Source organism: Variovorax sp. J22P240, assembly GCF_030316855.1.
GTDB lineage: Bacteria > Pseudomonadota > Gammaproteobacteria > Burkholderiales > Burkholderiaceae_C > Variovorax.
This window is the reverse complement of sequence record NZ_JASZYR010000002.1, coordinates 52,176-71,369: the sequence shown is the minus strand read 5'-3', so window position 1 is coordinate 71,369 and position 19,194 is coordinate 52,176. Positions and strand designations below refer to the sequence as shown.

10 protein-coding genes are annotated in these 19,194 nt (G+C 66.8%); 3 read left to right on the top strand and 7 right to left on the bottom strand.

The window, feature by feature from the left end:
• Positions 1 to 7: 7 nt before the first annotated feature.
• From QTI24_RS07205 to hemC, 5 genes are all read right to left on the bottom strand, one after another.
• Positions 8 to 1,165, bottom strand: a complete 1,158-nt coding sequence (locus tag QTI24_RS07205) for a polysaccharide biosynthesis/export family protein (RefSeq protein ID WP_286599384.1) — start codon at positions 1,163 to 1,165, stop codon at positions 8 to 10.
• Between the two features lie 236 nt (positions 1,166 to 1,401).
• A complete protein-coding gene (locus QTI24_RS07200) occupies positions 1,402 to 2,685 on the bottom strand; it encodes a heme biosynthesis protein HemY (RefSeq protein ID WP_286599383.1) in 1,284 nt (427 codons plus the stop codon).
• 7 nt (positions 2,686 to 2,692) lie between these two features.
• Positions 2,693 to 3,772 (bottom strand): uroporphyrinogen-III C-methyltransferase, encoded by a 1,080-nt coding sequence (locus QTI24_RS07195; protein WP_286599382.1) that lies wholly within the window; start codon positions 3,770 to 3,772, stop codon positions 2,693 to 2,695.
• Positions 3,769 to 4,539 carry a uroporphyrinogen-III synthase gene (locus QTI24_RS07190; protein WP_286599380.1) on the bottom strand — a complete coding sequence of 257 codons (771 nt, stop codon included), beginning with the start codon at positions 4,537 to 4,539 and terminating at the stop codon, positions 3,769 to 3,771. The genes QTI24_RS07195 and QTI24_RS07190 overlap by 4 nt, the downstream gene beginning before the upstream one ends.
• Position 4,540: 1 nt before the next feature.
• Positions 4,541 to 5,446, bottom strand: a complete 906-nt coding sequence (gene hemC, locus QTI24_RS07185; protein ID WP_286599378.1) for a hydroxymethylbilane synthase — start codon at positions 5,444 to 5,446, stop codon at positions 4,541 to 4,543.
• Between the two features lie 95 nt (positions 5,447 to 5,541).
• Between hemC and ppc the strand changes: the two genes are divergently transcribed.
• Entirely contained in the window at positions 5,542 to 8,388 is a 2,847-nt protein-coding gene (ppc, locus tag QTI24_RS07180; protein ID WP_286599377.1) for a phosphoenolpyruvate carboxylase, read from the top strand.
• Here the strand turns inward: ppc and QTI24_RS07175 are convergent, their stop codons facing one another.
• Positions 8,389 to 9,786, bottom strand: coding sequence for an XVIPCD domain-containing protein (locus QTI24_RS07175; RefSeq protein ID WP_286599376.1), 1,398 nt, complete (start codon positions 9,784 to 9,786; stop codon positions 8,389 to 8,391).
• A 46-nt stretch (positions 9,787 to 9,832) separates the two neighbouring features.
• Positions 9,833 to 10,351, bottom strand: a complete 519-nt coding sequence (locus tag QTI24_RS07170; RefSeq protein WP_286599375.1) for a hypothetical protein — start codon at positions 10,349 to 10,351, stop codon at positions 9,833 to 9,835.
• A gap of 413 nt (positions 10,352 to 10,764) precedes the next feature.
• Here QTI24_RS07170 and QTI24_RS07165 point away from each other — a divergent pair, with 413 nt between their 5' ends.
• Both QTI24_RS07165 and QTI24_RS07160 read left to right on the top strand, forming a co-directional pair.
• Positions 10,765 to 10,983 (top strand): hypothetical protein, encoded by a 219-nt coding sequence (locus QTI24_RS07165; protein WP_286599373.1) that lies wholly within the window; start codon positions 10,765 to 10,767, stop codon positions 10,981 to 10,983.
• Positions 10,980 to 19,142, top strand: coding sequence for a glycoside hydrolase family 94 protein (locus QTI24_RS07160; protein ID WP_286599372.1), 8,163 nt, complete (start codon positions 10,980 to 10,982; stop codon positions 19,140 to 19,142). Before QTI24_RS07165 ends, QTI24_RS07160 begins: the two co-directional genes overlap by 4 nt.
• Positions 19,143 to 19,194 lie beyond the last annotated feature (52 nt).

Here is a 19,194-nt window from a genome sequence, read left to right as displayed (position 1 = left end):
ACGATCTCTACTGTCCGGAAACTGGCGAACCCAGCTGGCGATAGGTGATCGCGGTCGTGGCGGTCGGGAGAACGAGGTTCAACACGCGGTTCCACTGAACCAGCGGGACGGGATCGACGTACACCACGTCCTTGGGCTTCAGCGCGAAACCATCCGCCATCGCGATGGCCGTCGGCGTGCGCGCGTCGAGGTGGAAGATCGACTGGCCCTTCGCCTCGTTGCGGATCACGTAGATCTGAATCGGGTTGGCGGTGGTCAGGTTGAGGCCCCCGACTTCGATCAGCGCGTCATTCAGGCTCAGCCGGCCGCTGCGCAGCATGACGCCCATCTGCTGCGTCACTTCACCCATCACTGTGACCTTGCTCTCGTCGCGATTGCGCACATAGATCATGTCGCCGGTCTTGAGCGGGATGCGGCTGGGATCGATGCCGGCGTCGGCCATGGCGATCAGGTCGATGCGCGTCGTCTTTCCGTCGCGCGTGAGGTTCACGGAGGTTCGGTCGCCGCTCGGAGCCACGCCGCCCGCACGATTGAGCGCCTCGGAAAGCGTCATCGGAATGTCCGTGAACACCTGCAGGCCGGGCGTGCGCACTTCGCCTTCCATGTAGGCACGCTTGCTCCGGAACGCCTCGACGCGCACGCTGAGCTGCGGATTCTTGAAGACGCGCGACAGCCGCTGCACGACGGCTTCTTCCAACTCCTGGATGGTCATGCCGACCACGTTCAGCTTGCCCACGTAGGGGAAGCTCAAGTGTCCGGTGTTCGACACGATGTAGCCCGGCGCCGGCGAAACGCTGGCCGGATCGGCCACCGTGGTCGCCGGGACGGTGCTGAACACCATCTCCGGATGATCGAATACCACGATCCCCACGACATCGCCGATCCCGATGCGGTAGGGCCCGGCCTGCCCGAGCAAGGCCATCACGTCGGGGCCGAGCTTGGTCTCGAGGGTGGCCGCGCGCTGCGCCTGAATCAAATCGGGCGTGATCTCGATGAGAGCGCCCGGAGGCGGCGGATCGATGGTGGACGTCGAGAAGCCCGCGGGCGACACGGATTTCGACGCGTCATTGCTTGCGGAACGGAAGCCCGGTGCCAGCGGCGCACAGCCCTGGACCAGCACACCTACGGCGACCAGCAAAGCGGCATGTAGTGGAAGACTTTTCAAAACTAACTCCGCATCGTGACCCAGAAATGAATACTTTTGCAAACAGTTACGACTGTACATCAGGAAATCGGGCTGCTCAAACCCTTTCTCGGCGTAGGTCGTAAGGCAGAGGCGATCGAGATTTATGACCCAAAAAGGCAATGCAAGTTGTAGGCGCACTGCCCGCATTGAAACTTTCGGGCTAATCGCAACGCTACTATTTAAATAGCACACTCGCCGCGTGCGGCAGGGGTTTCTCAGGGATTTTCTGCTTGAGCCGCGCGCTTCCAGGCTGCGGAGGCCTGGTCCGCATCGTCGCGCGCTTCGGCAAGTTGCGCCAGCGCCAGCCAGGCTCGTCGATGTAGGTTCGCGTCATGCAAGCCAAGTCCGGCCTGTGTGAGCAACTGTTGCGCCTTGCCCCAGAGCTGGCGCCGCATGCAGGCCATGCCGGCAAGGTACTGCAGATTGGCGTCGCGCGGGCTGTTTCGCTGCGCCGATTCGATACGGGCCAGCCATTCGGCATCGACCGAGTCGAGACCCGCCTCAAGGGCTCTCACCAGCCTGACCTGCAGGGATGCACCCAGGCTATGAGGCTGCTCGATCATGCGTTCCCAGACCGGCAGCAGCCAGGCGCGCGCCAGCGTGAGATCGCCGCGCAGCGCCACCATGCGTTGGGCCGCGTGGATCGCGACCTCGGGCATCTCGCGCTCCCAGCTTTCGAACTCATTCCAGGCGCGCAACAGTTGGGTCGGATCGTGTGCGCCCGACAGCAGTTCGGTCGCCAGCCCGCGCACGATGCTTTGTGCCGCGGCATCCGAGAAGGCGCGGTGCTTGGCCAACAGGCGCGCGGTTTCGAGCGCTTCAAGCGTCCGGCCATCCTGACGCGTCGCCTTCAGGCGCAAGCGCAATGCCAACGTCCGCCGTTGCGCGCCCTGCGGCAGCTCCTCCAGCCGAGCCAGGGCGGCGGGCGCATCGCGATCGTCGAGCGCCCAGCGGGCGGCACGCAATTGCACACCTTCGCGTGTTTCGGGCGTCGACAGGGCGCCGCGCTCCGCACTCTCGTTGAGGGCCTGCTGTAGATGGGCATCGCGAGCGGGGCGGTCCTGCAGCGATTGCGCGCTCTCTGCCGCAAGCAGATGCGCCATGACACGCACCTGCAAGGCCTGCGGAAGCCCCGCGTCCAGCGCCGCGAGCGCTCTTTCCTGCGAGAGCGCGGCCAAGGCGGACTTGCGCGCGCGCGAAAAGCGTCCGGCCAGCAGTTGCACCGCGGCGTCGAGCAGCGCGGCGTGCAGCGCACGCTCCTTTTGCTGCAGGCGCCACTGACGCGCCTGCTTCGGCAGCGAGAAGAGCGCCGAGAGACCGCGCAGCGCAACGTGCAGCAGCACGAAGGCGGCCACCAGGAGCAGCAGCACCAGGTTCAGCGACAGGTCGACCCGCCATGGCGGCCAGAAGACGGTGATCGTGCCCTGGTTGTTGCCGGCGAACAGCGCGACCGCAGCCGCGATGCCGAAGAGTGCGAGAAACCAAAGGGCTGCGCGCATGACCCGACTAGCGACCGGCCGCGGCCGTTGCCAACGCCGCCAAGGTTTCGTCGACGCGCGGCGGCTCGCTGGTCTTCACCTGCGCCTGGAGCTGCTGCACCAGCGTGGCGGCGGCCTGGACGCGACGCGAGGCCGGATCGAAATAGCGGTTGATCGCCGCCGAGACCGTCGCGAGTTCGCCGCGGGCCGTATCGACCTGCCTCGACAACAGCGCCAGGCGCGCGTTGAGCAGCTTGAGCTTGAGGTTCTCGCGCAGGAAGAAGGTCTGGTCGGGCGTCAGCAGCACCGCCTCGGGGCGTTCGATGCGTCCGACCCGCAGCAGCGAGCGCGCCTCGTTGCGCACCATCGACAGGAAGCGCTGCCACCACGGAGCATCCGCCGGCACGGGCTCGACCTGCAGCGCATTGCTCCCCGCGATGCGCGTGCCCACCGCGTTGAGAACGGGCAAGTCGTCCACGCTGCGAATGAGGTCGTCGAGCTTCTGGAGCGCTTCGCCGTTGTCGCCGCTCGCGCTGCTGCGAAGCCGGTCGGCATCGTGCTGCATCGCGCGCTGCAGCGGAGCGAGACGCGGCTGCGCGGCGCGCGAAATTCGCATGTCGCCCGCCTTGAGCGCCGCAAGCAAAGGCTGGACGTTGCCCGTGACCTGCGCCTGCTGCAACGCGAGCCGCACGGCCGCCTCGATGTCGACGACCAGGTTCTCGTCGCGCGAGCGCGAAAGACTCTGCATCAGCTCCTCGAGCTGGGAGCGTTGCAAGGCGACCTCTCCCACGCGCGTCTCGGCGAGGGCCAGCCGCGCCGCCGTGTCGCGCACGACTTCATGCGCTTGCCGTGCAAGCGTGCGGGCCTCGAGGGATTGGGCGAGTGCATCGGCGCTCTGGCGCGCGAGCTGCTCCTGCATGCCGCTGACCTTTTGCCAGAGCGCCAGTGCGATCACCAGCGCGGCCAGGGCAACGATGGCCAGCACCGCGAACATGACTTTCGACAGCAACGCCACGGCCGCCGCATGGCTTGTCTGCACAGGGGACAGCACCGGAGCGCGCACCACAGCCTCATGCGGGGACTCATTCAAGACGGAAGCGTCGCTCATGCGAGGGATTCTATCGACGCGACCAGTGCCACCGGCGACGGGCTGGAGACTCGCACACTGCCGAAACCCGCCGCGCGCGCTGCATCGGCGATGCGCTCGTGCGTGGCAATCGCCCGCGCCGCGTTCCATCGCGTGTCGGGCATGCAGCGGCACAGATTGGCGATGGCCTCCGAACTGCTGAACAGCCAGACCGCGCCCCCGCTCGCAGCTTCGGCCGCGAGCTGGTGCTCGGCCTCGCCGAAGGTCGGTGCCAGACGTCGATAGGCGGTCACCTCGTCGCAAGCACCGCCAGCCGCGGCGATCTCGCGCGCAAGCCAATCGCGTCCAGAGACCCGGCCCGAAGCGTCGCCACCCCGCACGATCAGCACCCGTGTCCCTGGCCGCACCTGCGGTCGCACAAGCGCCCACAGGGCTTCGGAATCGAACTGCGCGGCATCCGCAGGCGGCGCGTCGATGGACGACACCGGCACGCCAGCTTCCCGCAGCCCGCGCGTGGTGCCGGGACCTGTTCCCCAGAAGCGCGAACGTGAGACCGCGCTCGCGTCGATGCCCCTGAAGAAATGCTCGGCTGCGGCGGCGCTCACGAACATCAGCGCGTCATAGTCGGAAAGGCGTTGCCACGCCGCGTGAAGCGCCTTGGGGTCTGCCAGCGGCTCGATGGCGATCAACGGCAATGCGACCGCATCCAGCCCCGCGGCCTGCAAATCGTCGACCCAGCGCGCAGCCTCGCGGGCTGGGCGCGTGACGATCACCCGTGCTGCCACCATCTCAGTGCGCGCCGGCCGCGCGAAGCATCCTCGCGGCATCGTTGCCCAGCGCGCCGGCCTCCGCGAAATCCGAAGCTTTGGCCAGCGCGTGCACCCTCACCAGCGGTTGAGTGCCCTCAGGGTCCCCCCACGCCGCATCGATCCGCAGGCCGCCATCGGGCTGCCATCTCGCATGGGCCGCCAGCGGCATGGAACAGCTGCCGCCCATCGCACGGCTGACCGCGCGCTCGGCCGCTGTGGCGAGCCAATCGCCGCGGCTCGACAGTGGCGCGAGCAGATCGATCAGGTCATTTCGGTCCGCGCGAACCTCGATGCCGAGCGCGCCCTGCCCTGCGGCCGGGAGCATCGTGTCGGGCTCGAAGGTCTGGCGGATGCGGCTTTCGAGGCCCAGCCGCTTCAAGCCGGCCGCGGCCAGCACGATTGCGGCGTACTGGCCTTCGTCGAGTTTTCGCAGCCGCGTGTCGAGATTGCCGCGCAAGGGCTCGATCCGCAGATCAGGCCGCAGCGCGCGCAGCAGCACCACGCGACGCAGGCTGGAGGTGCCGACCACCGCGCCTTGCGGCAAGCCGTCGAGCGACGGATAGCGCGGCGACACCAGCGCGTCGCGGGGATCTTCGCGCTCCAGCACGCAGGCCAGCGCGAAGCCTTCGGGCAGGTCCATCGGCACGTCCTTGAGCGAGTGCACCGCGATGTCGGCGCGCCCTTCTTCGAGCGCGAGTTCGAGTTCCTTGACGAAGAGCCCCTTGCCGCCGACCTTGCTGAGCGAGCGGTCGAGGATCTGGTCGCCGCGGGTGGTCATGCCGAGCAGGCTGACCGTGTGGCCTTGTTCTTGCAGCAGTGCTTTGACGTGCTCGGCTTGCCACATGGCCAGCCGGCTTTCGCGCGTGGCGATGACGATGTTGCTCAAGACCGTTTTTCCAATGAGAAAGAGACCCGTGGGATGCTAGCATGTTGCGCCGCAGCAACGTAGCCGCAGGCCCATCCGACGAGGAGATAACCCGAATGAAGACGAGCCCCGCACCGGCTGCCTCCAAGCGCCGGCATAGTGACGAGGACCTGCCCCTCATCAACGACATCCGGCTCCTCGGCCGCATCCTCGGCGATGTGATCCGCGAGCAGGAAGGCGCGGAAAGCTACGCGCTGGTGGAAAAGATCCGCACCCTGTCGGTGGCTTTCCGGCGCGACGCGGACCATGCGGCGGACCGCGCGCTCAAGAACCTGCTCAAGGGCCTGAGCGCGGCCGAGACGGTGCGGGTCATCCGCGCCTTCACCTACTTCAGCCACCTTGCGAACCTGGCGGAGGACCGCCACCAGATCCGGCGCCGCACCGAAGCCGACCGTGCCGGCGAGAGCGCCGAAGGCAGCCTGGAGGTCGCACTCGCGCGCATCCGCAAGGCCGGCATCAAGCCCGAGGCGGTGGTGGCGTCGCTCGTGCACAGCTACGTGTCGCCGGTACTTACCGCGCACCCGACCGAGGTGCAGCGCAAGAGCATCCTGGACGCCGAGCGCGCCATCGCGCAGCTGCTAACCGCTCGCGACGAGATCGCCTTGCGGCAGCTCGCCTTCGCGGGCAAGAAGGATGCGTTGACACCGATCGAATACGCCGAGAACGAAAGCCAGATGCGGACCCGCGTCACGCAGCTCTGGCAGACGCGCCTCCTGCGCTTCTCGAAGCTCACGGTGGCCGACGAGATCGAGAATGCGCTGAGCTACTACGAAGCGACTTTCCTGCGCGAGATCCCGCGCGTGTATGCCGATCTGGAGAAGGCGCTGGCCCACGGCGGCGCTGTCCCTTCGGTCGCGCCCTTCCTGCGCATGGGCCAGTGGATCGGCGGGGACCGCGACGGCAATCCCAACGTGACGGCAGAGACCCTGGAGTACGCGCTGCGGCGCCAGGCCGAGTTGGCGCTGCGCCACTACCTGACGGAAGTGCACTACCTGGGCGGCGAGTTGTCGCTGTCGGCCACCCTGGTCGATGTGTCGGTGGAGATGCAGGCGCTGGCCGAACGCTCGCCCGACAAGAACGAGCACCGGGTGGACGAACCCTATCGCCGCGCATTGACGGGTATCTACTCGCGCCTGGCCGCGACCCTGCGTGATCTCACCGGCGGGCAGGCCGCGCGCCACGCCGTGCCGCCGCAGAACCCCTATCCCAACGCCGAGGAGTTCCTGGCCGACCTGCGCACCATCGAGGAATCGCTCGGCGACAAGCACGGCGCCGTGCTGGCCGCGCAACGGCTGCATCCGCTGATCCGCGCGGTGGAAGTGTTCGGCTTTCACCTCGCGACGGTCGACCTGCGCCAAAGTTCGGACAAGCACGAGGCGGTGGTCGCCGAACTGCTCGCCACCGCGCGCATCGAGCCCGACTACGCCTCGCTGGCCGAGGAGGCCAAGCAGACGCTGCTGCTGCGGCTGCTCGACGACGCCCGCCCCTTGCGCGTGCCGGATGCCGACTACTCGCCCCTGGCAAGGAGCGAGATCGCGATCTTCGCCGCTGCCCGCACGGCGCGTGCGCGCTTCGGCGTGGCGGCCATCCGCCACTACATCATCAGCCACACGGAGACCGTGAGCGATCTGCTCGAAGCCTTTTTGCTCCAGAAGGAAGTCGGCCTGTTGCGCGGAACGCTGGCCGAGAACGCCACCTGCGATTTGATCGTCGTGCCGCTCTTCGAAACCATCGAGGACTTGCGCAACGCCGCGCCGATCGTGCGCGCTTTCTACGCCCTGCCCGGCATCCATGCACTGATCCAGCGTTCGGGCGCCGAACAGGACGTGATGCTCGGCTACAGCGACAGCAACAAGGACGGCGGCATCTTCACCAGCAACTGGGAGCTTTATCGCGCCGGCCTCGCGCTGGTCGCGCTCTTCGACGAACTGAACGTGGAGAGCAGCGTGCCCATCCGCCTGCGCATGTTCCACGGCCGAGGCGGCACGGTGGGTCGCGGCGGCGGTCCGAGCTACCAGGCGATCCTCGCGCAGCCGCCGGGCACGGTGCGCGGGCAGATCCGCTTGACCGAACAAGGCGAAGTGATCGGCTCGAAGTACGCCAACCACGAGATCGGCCGGCGCAATCTCGAGACGCTGGTCGCCGCGACGCTGGAGGCCACGCTCCTGCCGACCGCCAAGGCGGCGCCCGCGACCTTCGTGGCGGCCGCGGCCGAGTTGTCGGCGGCGAGCATGGCGGCTTACCGGGCGCTGGTCTACGAAACGCCGGGCTTCGGCGACTACTTCTTCAGCGCCACGCCGATCCGCGAAATAGCCGAACTCAACATCGGCTCGCGCCCCGCCTCGCGCAACCCGAGCCGCAGCATCGAGGACCTGCGGGCGGTGCCATGGAGCTTCAGTTGGGGGCAGTGCCGGCTCACCCTGCCTGGCTGGTACGGGTTCGGATCCGCCATCGAGCAGTTCCTCGCGCAGGCCGCCAATCCGGCCGCTCGCAAGGAGCGCCACGCCTTGCTCCAGCGCATGTACGTGCAATGGCCCTTCTTTCGCACGCTGCTGTCCAACATGGACATGGTGCTCGCCAAGAGCGACCTCGCACTGGCCTCGCGCTACTCGGAGCTGGTAGCCGAGCGCAAGCTGCGCCAGAAAGTGTTCTCCATGATCGACGCCGAGTGGCACCGGACTTCGGATGCGCTGGTGCTGATCACGGGCGCGAGGCAACGACTGGAAGGCAATGCCGAGATGCAACGCTCCATTCGCCATCGTTTTCCGTACATCGACCCACTGCACCACCTGCAGGTGGAACTGATGCGCCGCTACCGCGCGGGGCAGGACGACGAACGGCTGCAACGCGGCATTCACATGTCCATCAACGGGGTGGCGGCAGGGTTGCGGAACACGGGTTAGCTAGCGCTGCATGCTCATGACCGGGCCGGCCTGCTGCTGCGCGTTTCGCTGATCAAGGGCCTGAGCCCGCTCTCGATCGTGTGCGTGATGCTGGAACTGCTGCATCGCCTGCGGCCATTGCGCCGCGCTTTGCGCCATCGGCGTGTGGAGCGACTCCATCGTCGGCACGCTGGCGATCTGCTTGAACAACGATTTCAGATCGCCTCGCACCGCGAAGATCTTGGAGGCGGCGTCGGTGCTGGGCGACAGATGGTCGATGCGGCTCATTCCATGGTTGCGTGCGGCGACTACCAACGCGGCAGCCAGGTTGTCGCTGCGCTCGTCGGGTGCACGGCCATGCGCTCGATCCATCTCATGCACCAGGGTGCGGGTTCGCAAATAGAGCGCATGGTCCGGGTGTGCGGAATTGTCGAGGCCGACTTGCTCCGCCTTGGGGTGTGCGGGGCCGGACGACCCGACGGGCGTGATGCCGCGCGATCGAAGGACGCTCCACTCGGGCACAGGACGGCTCTGTCCGTCGACCAGAACATCGCCGTTGCGCGCAATCTGATAGACCTCGGTGTACCGTGCAATGGGCCGGCTGGGATCGAAACGGCGTTCAGGCGGGACATCGCCCAGGGCGACGCCGCTGTTATGAAAATACGCAGTGCTGGCTTCAAGGACCACGGCCGCTGTGCCATGCAGGTCGTAGCCGCCGCCGATGCCCGAGTGGTTGCCGGCGATTTCGGTGAACCTGACGCGCGGATCGGCCCTGTAATCGGCAAGCTTGAATTCACCGCGCAATTCGTCCTTGGCGCCGAACACCATGACGTTGCCCAACACATTGGGGGGCAATGACATGTCTCCCTGGATGAATGTATGCACGGGGTCGATCAGGACCATGCTGGCGATGGGGACGGAGCCCGGCGGGGCGACGACGGTGCCATCGGGCAAGACGAGGCCGCGCTCGTGCAGGAGTTGAGCAAACACCACTTGAGTGGCGGTGCCTCGACTGAACCCCACGGTGGAGACGGAAAGGTCGGAGGAAGTCGCCGCAGTGGTGTCTCTCAAATAGTCACGGGCTTGTCTCGTCAATTCCTGCAGCGCGGCTTCGGCCGCCTGATGAACAGTTGGCGTGGGTAAAACCCCCGCATTGATCCGGTGGCCATGACTACCGCCAGTGCCGACGCCAGGGAAGTAGCCAACCCTGAAACCATCGCTTTCGCTCGCCTTCGCTTGGTCGTAAAGATTGGCCACATTGGTCTGAAAAGGATGGCCGGACAACGGTATGTTGTTCCGGTCATTGCCGGTGCCATCAAAGGCCGCGAGGTAAACGAACCTGCGGGCCGGAACGCCGGAATCGGCCGTTAAAAGACGGGCTCTCGCTGCTTCCAATTCTGCGACTTCGGCGGGCGACAAGTATCCTGCAATTGAGGCTCCCATTTTCACGCTCCCTGATGACTTGTTATTTATGCGTATTGACGGGGTAGATTTCGCGAGTTACGAGGTACCTTGACTCCGTTGTTTTCAGAATTGGAGGGTCGTATTCGTGCTTGGCCTTCGGCGTCACCAAGAACACATGAAGCTGCTTGCCATCAATCACAAAAGTCACTTTATATTTCTCCATGTCGGACGGCAAAAGGTTGCGCAAATCGACCCGATCCTCAATAACTTCGCCTGTGGCCTTGATGCGCCATTTCACGAATAAAAATTCGCCAATAGGCATGGCGCCAAAGACACTGGACTGCGGCCCGAGTCTTTCCTTCGGTGGCTGAACTTTGTCTCTCACCATTCGATACTGATCGCCGTAGCTGTACTCCAGCAAATCAACTTGGGTGGCCCATCTGTCGGATTTCCCATCAAAGGAAAAACCGTGAAAGGCCTGCTTCGGCCCCATCGCACAGGCAGCCAGGGTCGTCAGCATGGCCACACATATCGCCGTGAAGAACCGGCGCATCAAAGGAGTGAGGGTGAAACGGTTCATGCCGCGCCCCTCCACCGGCAAGCGCCAGCTGAAGCGGTGGGGCAGTGGAGAAGCCGAGTCCAGCAACCTTCGCAACACGGTGCCCCGGTGTTGCAGCGGCTCTTGGCGAGACGAATGAAATCGTTTGGTCGGGCGTGCGCGTGCCCTGACCGCAAGCGGTTTTCCATGTGAACACTCCCTGAATCTTCTATTGGCCTGCGCACGGTTGCGCGCGAGGCTGCGCCACTATACCGGCCGCAAAAGACCGCGCGCCCGGCCGATGAAGAAGACAAAACGGTGATGTGCGCCGTCTCCTACGTCAACAACCGACTCGGGAGAAAGGAAGGGTATTCAATGAAGAGTACCCTGACCCCTACGTTCACAGCTCTCGCAATCGCGCGGCGGCTCAAGGGCCGTTCAGAGGAATCTCCGCCATGTCTACCCCGCAATCGCTTGCCCGTTCCCCAATCGACTTCGTCAGCGGCGACTTCGATGCGCTGGCATCCCACATGCGACATTGCGCGTCTGCACAAGGGCGATGGTTTGCGGTCCAGAGCCATCTGCAGCGGGTGCGTTCAGTCGCCGCTGGCCGCATCGTGACGATGGCCTGCGTGGCCGTGGTGCTCGCCATCGGACTGTTCGCGGTCGCTTGAGCGCCGCGGCGGTCGTCGACCGGCTCGATTCGCTGAGCCAGTACGCGCGCAACCTGCTCCTGAGCCCGCACCAACCGGTCGAGCCACCGATCCGGGCCGAACTGTTCGGCGCCCAGCGTTTCGAGCAGCACGGCCACAGCCTGGCACGCGCGCAGGTCGTACAGCGCGGCAACGCGCGAGGCGATGCCACACCTTTTTTTCCGAGAGTCGACAAGAACCTCGCATCGCTGCGCAGCGCCTTCGACTACATCGCGTTGATCTCGCAGAGCGGCCGCTACGTGACGCCGGCGGCCGAATGGCTGCTCGACAACTTCCATCTCGTCGAGGCGCAACTCCATCAGATCCGCGAGGGCGTGCCACGCAGCTACTACGCGCGGCTGCCCAAGCTGGCGGCACCGCCGCTGGCCGGCCTGCCGCGGGTCTACGGAATCGCCTGGGCCTACGTGGCGCACACGGACAGCGTGCTGAACAAGGAACTGTTTACCGCGTTCCTCAACGCCTACCAGGACATCGACGAGCTCACGCTCGGCGAGCTGTGGGCCTTGCCGACCACGCTGCGGGTGGTCCTGCTGGAGAACCTGCGGCGCGTCGCGGAGAGCATTGCCGAGAGCAAGGTGGCGCGCGAAGTCGCGCACGCGGCATGGGACGCGGCCGAGAGCCTTTCGATGCAGGACCTCGATGTGCTCTACCGCGCGCTGCAAAGCCGCGGCATGCAGGAGAGCTACCTCACTCAGCTGTGGCAACGCTTACCCGTCGAGCACGGCGATAACGCACCAGCGCTCGTGAAATGGACCGAGCAGCACTGCCCGAACGGTCCCGCACTGATCGCGGATGCACAAACGGCGCAGGCCGCCGCCAACCTCACGGTCGGCAACATCATCATCACCCTGCGCATGATCGGGCAGGTCGAGTGGGCCGACCTGATCGAGCCGGTCAGCCGCTCGCTGCGGGTGCTGCGGCAATTGCCCAGCTATGGCCGCGAGAGCGAACTCACGCGTCAGCAGATCACGCACGCGATGGAGCAGGTCGCGCGCGCCCTGCGAAAGCCGGAGCGCGAAGTCGCGGAAGTGGTGGTACGCCTGGCGCTGGAAGCCACCGACGACCCTCGGGCGCAGGAAGATGAAGAGGCGCGCTGGTCGCTGGCTGAGCGGACGGCCGGCTACTACCTCTTCGGCGAAGGCCGCCCGGCATTGATCGCCGCGCTGGCGCCCGCCGGCGGCGACCGGGCGGTGCCGTTTTCGCTGCGACGTATTTCTCATCGCAGCTGGCGCCTGCCGCTCTACGCGCTGACGATCGTCGTCGGCACGGCGCTGATGCTGGCCGCTTCAGTCCACGGCCTGAACCGCGCCGGCTGGCCCGATGCCGCCTGGACGTCCGTGGTGGCGCTGGTGCTGCTGGCCTGGCCGCTCTCCGAATCGGTGATCGCGCTGGTGCACCGCATCGTCGCCGAATCGACTCGCGTGCGCGCGCTGCCGCGGCTGGATTTCGCCGCGGGCATCCCGCAATCGCATCGCGTGCTCGTGGTCGTCCCGTCGATGCTCAGTTCGCTGGAGGCCAATGCCCAACTCGCTCACCGTCTGCATTTGCATTGGCTCGCCAACCGCGAGGATCATGCGCAGTTCGCCCTGCTGACCGACTGGACGGATGCCCCGCAAGCCTCGATGCCGGACGACGCAGCCCTGCTCGACGACGCGATGCGGCGCATCGCCGCGCTCAACGACACCTACCCCACACCCGCAGGCATGCCGCCGCGCTTCACGCTGCTGCACCGCCCGCGAACCTGGTCCGACACCGAACAGCGCTGGATGGGCTGGGAGCGCAAGCGCGGCAAGCTCGAGATGCTGCTGCGCCTGCTGGCCGTTGGCGACGCGAGCGGCTTCATGCCGACCGCGCAGGGACTACAACTGGCCGCGCGCATCCCGTACGTGATGACGCTCGACAGCGACACCGGCCTGCCGCCCGGCACGCTGCGCGACCTGGTTGCGGTCGCCGCGCATCCGCTGAACACACCGCAGATTGCCGAAGAAGGCCAGCGCGTGGTGGCGGGCTTCGGCATCTTCCAGCCGCGCATCGTCACACCCTTTCCAGAGCACGAGGAACGCTCGCTGTTCCACTGGATGTTCGCGGGCCAGTGCGGGCTCGACCCTTACAGCAACAGCGCCTCCGACCTCTACCAGGACGTCTTCGGCACCGGGTCGTTCACGGGCAAGGGCCTGCTCAACGTGCAAGCCGTGCACGCGACGTTGGACCGGCGCATGCCCGACGGCGCGGTGCTCAGCCACGACCTGCTCGAAGGCACGGTCGCGCGCTGCGCGGTGGTGAGCGACCTGGTCCTGATCGAGGACCATCCCCACCACGCCGGCGTCGCTGCGTCGCGCGTGCATCGCTGGACGCGCGGTGACTGGCAACTCCTGCCGCTCATGCTGCGCGCTCGGCGCTTCGGCATCGATGCACTCGGTCTATGGAAGATGAGCGACAACCTGCGCCGGGCCCTGGTGGTGCCGGCATCGATCGCGCTGCTCGTGTGGGTCATCTTCACGGATTCGCTTCCGTTGACCTGGGCGCTGGCAGCGGTCGCCTCGGCGCTCGCGCTCGGGCCTCTGCTGGGCGCCCTCGCCGGACTGGTGCCGACGCGGCGCTCGATCGAGCTGCCGCACTTCTTCGATGTTGGAGGGACCGAACTGCTGCGCGCCCTGGCCAGCGCCGCCTGGCAATTCATGCAGTTGGCGGCGCAGACGCGCCTGCTGCTCGATGCGTCGGTCCGCGCTGCATGGCGATTGGCGGTGAGCCGTCGCCATCTGCTCGAATGGACGACGGCCGCCCAGGCCCAGGCGCAGGCGCGCTATGAGTTGCAGTCGTTCGTGCGGGGTGGCGCACTCACCAGCACCGTGTGCCTCGCGCTCGCCGTGGCATCGATGTGGAGCCCGCATCCCTGGATGGGGCCCCTGCTCTTCGGGCTGTGGGCGCTCGCCCCGGTCGCTGCGTGGTGGAGCAGTCGCACGCCGGCAGCAACCGAAGGCGAACTGACCGCCGAACGGCGCAGCTACCTCGAAATCCTGGCGCGCGACACCTGGCTCTTCTTCGAGCACGTCGTCGGTGCCGAGGACAACCACCTTCCGCCCGACAACCTCCAGTTCGAACCCGAGCCCACCGTCGCGCACCGCACGTCGCCGACCAACATCGGCATGTACCTCCTGGCGTGCTGCTGCGCACGGGAGTTCGGCTGGATCGACACGGGGGCGCTCGCCGCGCGGCTGGCCGCGACGCTCGACACGGTCGATCGCCTCGACAAGCACGAGGGCCATCTCTACAACTGGTACGACACGCGATCGCTGCGGATGCTGCCGCCAGCCTATGTATCGAGCGTCGACAGCGGCAACCTCGCGGGCCATCTGATCGCGGTCGCGCAAGCTTGTCGCGCTTTCGCTGCGGCGGAGGGCGAGTCCGCAGAGATGGAGACGCTGGCGCAGCGCTGCGAGACCTTGTGCGCGGGCATGGATTTCCGCGGGCTGTACGACACCAAGCGCCACCTCTTCCACATCGGACTGCGGATCGAAGAGAACGTGCTCGACGCGAGCTACTACGACCTGCTCGCCTCCGAGTCGCGGCTGCTCAGCTTCCTGGCCATCGCCAAGGGCGACGTGCCGCGCCGCCACTGGATGGCGCTGGGCCGCCCCTTCCTTTCCGTGGGGGTGAAGCCCGGCCTCAAGTCCTGGTCGGGCTCGATGTTCGAGTACCTGATGCCCGCGCTCGTCATGGCCGAGCCGCACGGCGGCTTGCTGCAGGTTGCGAACCTCGTCGCCATCGGCGAACAGCAGAGCTTCGGTTCGGCACACGGGCTGCCATGGGGAGTTTCCGAATCCGCCTACTTCGCGCAGGACCATTCGCTCGCCTATCAATATTCGCCTTTCGGCGTCCCGAGGCTCGCGTTGCGCCGCACGCCTCCTACCGATCGCGTGGTCGCACCCTACGCCACCGCGATGGCGGCGGTGCTCCGGCCGGCCGATTCGGTGGAGAACCTGCGCCTGCTCGAATCGCTCGGCGCGCGCGGCGAGTTCGGATTTTTCGACGCGGTCGATTACACCGTCTCGCGCCAGCCTGCCGGACAACCCTACACCGTCGTGCGCAACGTCATGGCGCACCACCACGGCATGACTCTGGTGGCCCTGTGCAATGCCGTGCGCGGCGACGCACCGCGCCGCTGGTTCGGCAGCGCACCTCTGGTCGAAGCGCATGCGTCGCTGTTGCACGAGCGCACGCCGCGCCAGATCATCGGCAGCGCCGATCCGCGCACGCCGCCCGAGCCGGCGACGGGCGAAGCGCCACCGATCTTCCAGCCCCGCGTCGTCGACCCGATGGAGCCCGGCTTCCAGCCCACGCACCTCCTCTCGAACGGCAGCTACACCGTGGCACTGCGCGCCAACGGTGCGGGCGTGAGCCGCTGGCGCTCGTTCAACGTGAGCCGCTGGCGGGACGATCCGCTGCGCGACGGCTACGGCACCTTCTTCTACGTCCGCGACGCGAACAGCCGCGCACTCACATCGCTGACGGCCCTGCCCGCCCCCGGCGAACATTGGCGCTACGGGGCACGCTTTCTCGCCGACCAGGTGCAGTTCGACGCGACGGGACCGGGACTGCAGGCGCGCATCACCGTGCTCATCAGCCCCGAGGACGACACCGAGCTGCGCACCGTCGCACTGCACAACACGGGCACCGAAACGCGCACGCTGGAACTCATCTCGTACTTCGAGCCGGTGCTGTCCAACCCAAAGGCCGACGAGGCGCATCCGGCCTTCGCGAACCTGTTCGTCGACAGCCGCTGGGAGCCAGGTTGGCGCGCGCTGTTGATGTCGCGCAAGCCGCGCCTGCATGGCGACCCGATCGTCGCAGCGGCGCACTTCGTCGCGTCAGTGGACGCGCAGGTGCTGTCCATCGACTGCATGACGGATCGGCGCGCCTTCATCGGGCGCAATCGCACGCTCGCCACGCCTTCGCTCGATCCGCAGCCGCTGGCGGCGGACAGCACACCGATCAACGGCCTCGACCCGATCGCGTGCCTGCGCGTGCGCCTGTCGATCGAGCCGGGCGCCACCGCCCGCGTGACCTTCGCGACCGCAGCCGACGACGACGTCGAAGCGCTCATGCCCTGCATCGACCGCTACCTGCAGCCGATGCACGTGGAACGTGCGACGCGCATGGCCGCGACGTTGGCGCAAGTACGCCTGCGCGACCTGAGCATCGATCCCGCGAAGAACCTCGCGCTGCAGGATCTCACGACCATCCTGACCTACACCACGCCCCGCGTGATGCGCGACCGTGGCCTGATCGACCTGCGGCAGATCTGGCGTTTCGGCATCTCGGGCGACAAGCCGATCGTGCTCGTCTATATCCACTCCATGGAGGGCAAGGGGCTGGTCGACACGCTGCTGCGCGCACAGCCCTGGTGGGGCTTCGGCGGCGTGGCTTGCGACCTCGTGGTCCTCAACAGCGAGCCGCATTCGTACCTGATGCCCCTGCAAAGGGACATCGAGGCGCTGCGCAACCGCGTCGCGCAACAGACGCAGAACAGTTTTCCGCGCAACGACGCCGCGGGCTTCTACCTGCTGCGCGACGCCGAAGTGGCGCCTTCGGAGAAAGCCGCGCTGTCGAGCCTGGCACGCGTGGTCTTCACCGCCGATGGGCGATCGCTCGAATCCCAGGTGGCGGCGCTGCGCGAGTCCGTGGGGCCGACCGAAGACGACGCGCGGCCTCGCGTCCCGCTCTCGACGCTCCCGCCCACCGCACACATCAACGACGCCTTGATTGCGCCGCAAGGCGGCTTCGACGCCGAAAGCGGCGAATTCCGCTTCGAAGTCGATGTGAACCGCCGCACCGTGCGGCCCTGGGTCAACGTGATCGCCAATGCCTCGTTCGGCTTTCAGGTCTCGGAATCGGGCACGGGCTTCACCTGGGCGACCAACAGCCGGCTTCATCAGGTGACGCCATGGTCCAACGATCCCGTGCAGGATCCGGCCTTCGAACACTACCTGTTGCAGGACCTCGACTCGCGCGAGCTGTTCCCTCTGACTCCGGCCGGCCGTGGTGTCGTCGCTGCGCGGCACCGCGTGCGCCATGGACAGGGCTATTCGGTATTCGAATGCCTGCACCGCAACGTGGTACTCGAAACCACCTTCTTCGCCGACCGCGACGAGCGGATGAAGCTGGTGCACGTGAAGATCCGCAACGAGGGCATCGGCGCCCGCCGCATGCGAGCCGTTGCGATGGTCGAGTGGCAGCTGGGCGCGGCCCGTGGAGAGCGGCGGACGGTTCACACGTGGAAGCCAGAGGGCCTCGCGGCGACGTTCGGCCAGCAGCGGGAATCGAGCGCCGGCTTCGGCGGCAGCACCGGCTTCCTGCAACTCGCGGGACTCAACGGCGCGACGCAGTGGACCTGCGAGCGCAGCGAATTCTTCGCCGGCCGCGGCACGATCGAATTGCCCGAGACCCTCGGCGGGCGCGGCGGCAGTGGCCTCGATGCCTGCGCCGCGATCGCCGGCGAATTCAGCCTCGCGACCGGCGAGAGTGCCAGCTTTACCTTCATGCTGGGACACGCGGACGATCCGGACGCGGCCATGCAGTTGGCCCGGCGTTGGCAACAGCGCGACGTGCCCGAGGCTCTTGCGCAGGCGCGCGGCTTCTGGGATGAACTGTTGGGCCGCCTTCAAGTCAGGACGCCCGACCCGCTCTTCGATGCCATGGTGAACCGCTGGCTGATGTACCAGACGCTGGTGTGCCGGCTGTGGTCCAAGGCCGGCTTCTACCAGGCCGGCGGTGCCTTCGGCTTCCGCGACCAGTTGCAGGATGCGATGGCTTTTGCGCTGACAGATCCGGCGCGCCTGCGCGAGCAGATACTCGTCAATGCGGCGCGGCAGTTCCCCGAAGGCGACGTGCAGCACTGGTGGCACGCGCCCGGGGGCGCCGGCGTGCGCACGCATTTCTCCGACGACCTGCTGTGGTTGCCGTACGCCGTGTCGCATTACGTGGAGGTCACCGCCGATCGTTCGGTGCTCGACGAAGTCGTGCCCTTCGTCGAAGGCCCGGAAATTCCGCCCGGCGCCGAAGACGCCTACTACGCGCCCCAGGTCGGCAGTCGCAACGCCAGCATCTACGAGCACAGCGCCCGCACCATCGACCGCAGCCTCGCGACCGGCGCGCATGACCTGCCGCTGATGGGCACCGGCGACTGGAACGACGGCATGAACCGCGTCGGCCACGAGGGCCGAGGCGAATCGGTCTGGCTCGCCTGGTTTCTGTGCAGCGTGGTAGAGCGCTTCGCGCCCTTCGCTCTGGCGCGCGGCGAACACGAGCGGGCACGGCGGTGGCTCACAGCGCGACAAGGCTGGATCAGCGCCCTGCATGCCGCAGGCTGGGACGGCACCTGGTTCCGGCGTGCCTTTTTCGACAACGGCGCGCCGCTGGGCTCGTCGATCAACGAGGAATGCCGCATCGACCTGATCGCGCAAGCCTGGTCATTGCTCTCGGGCGCCTCGGACGAGAAACACACGGCACAGGCGCTCGCGTCGATGAAGCAGCATCTGCACGACGAGCCCCACGGGCTGATGCGGCTGCTGCATCCGCCGCTGGCGCGATCGACCAACAACCCCGGCTACATCCAGGCCTATCCGCCCGGCGTCAGGGAGAACGGCGGCCAGTATTCGCACGCCGCCGTGTGGGCTCTGATGGCGCAAGCGTTGCACGGCGAGACCGAAGCCGCATGGCAGAGCTTCCAGGGCTTGAGCCCCGCGCATCGCGCTCGCCATCCCGAGCGCGGGCCGTTGTATGAGCTGGAGCCCTATGTGATGGCCGGTGATGTGTACGGCGCGGCGCCCTATGCGGGGCGCGGCGGATGGAGCTGGTACACGGGCTCGGCGGCCTGGATGCACCGGGCCGCGGTCGAGACCCTGCTGGGCCTGTCGGTGCGCGGGGACCAGCTTTCGCTCACGCCGAGAGTGCCGAAGGATTGGCCGGGGTTCGAAATCGTGGTGCGTTTGGCAGGAAAGAAGTTCACACTGCAGCGCGGCGATCTGCCGGAGGCAGCGAAACCGACGCATCAAATTGCGGTCGGCGAGTGGATCATCTGGCGAGTGCTACCCGACCGGGCTGTCGTCCGGGTGAAATGACTCCTTGGGGAAATACCGCAGAACCGGCTCCGCCGCTCTGCCGGTGTTGCCC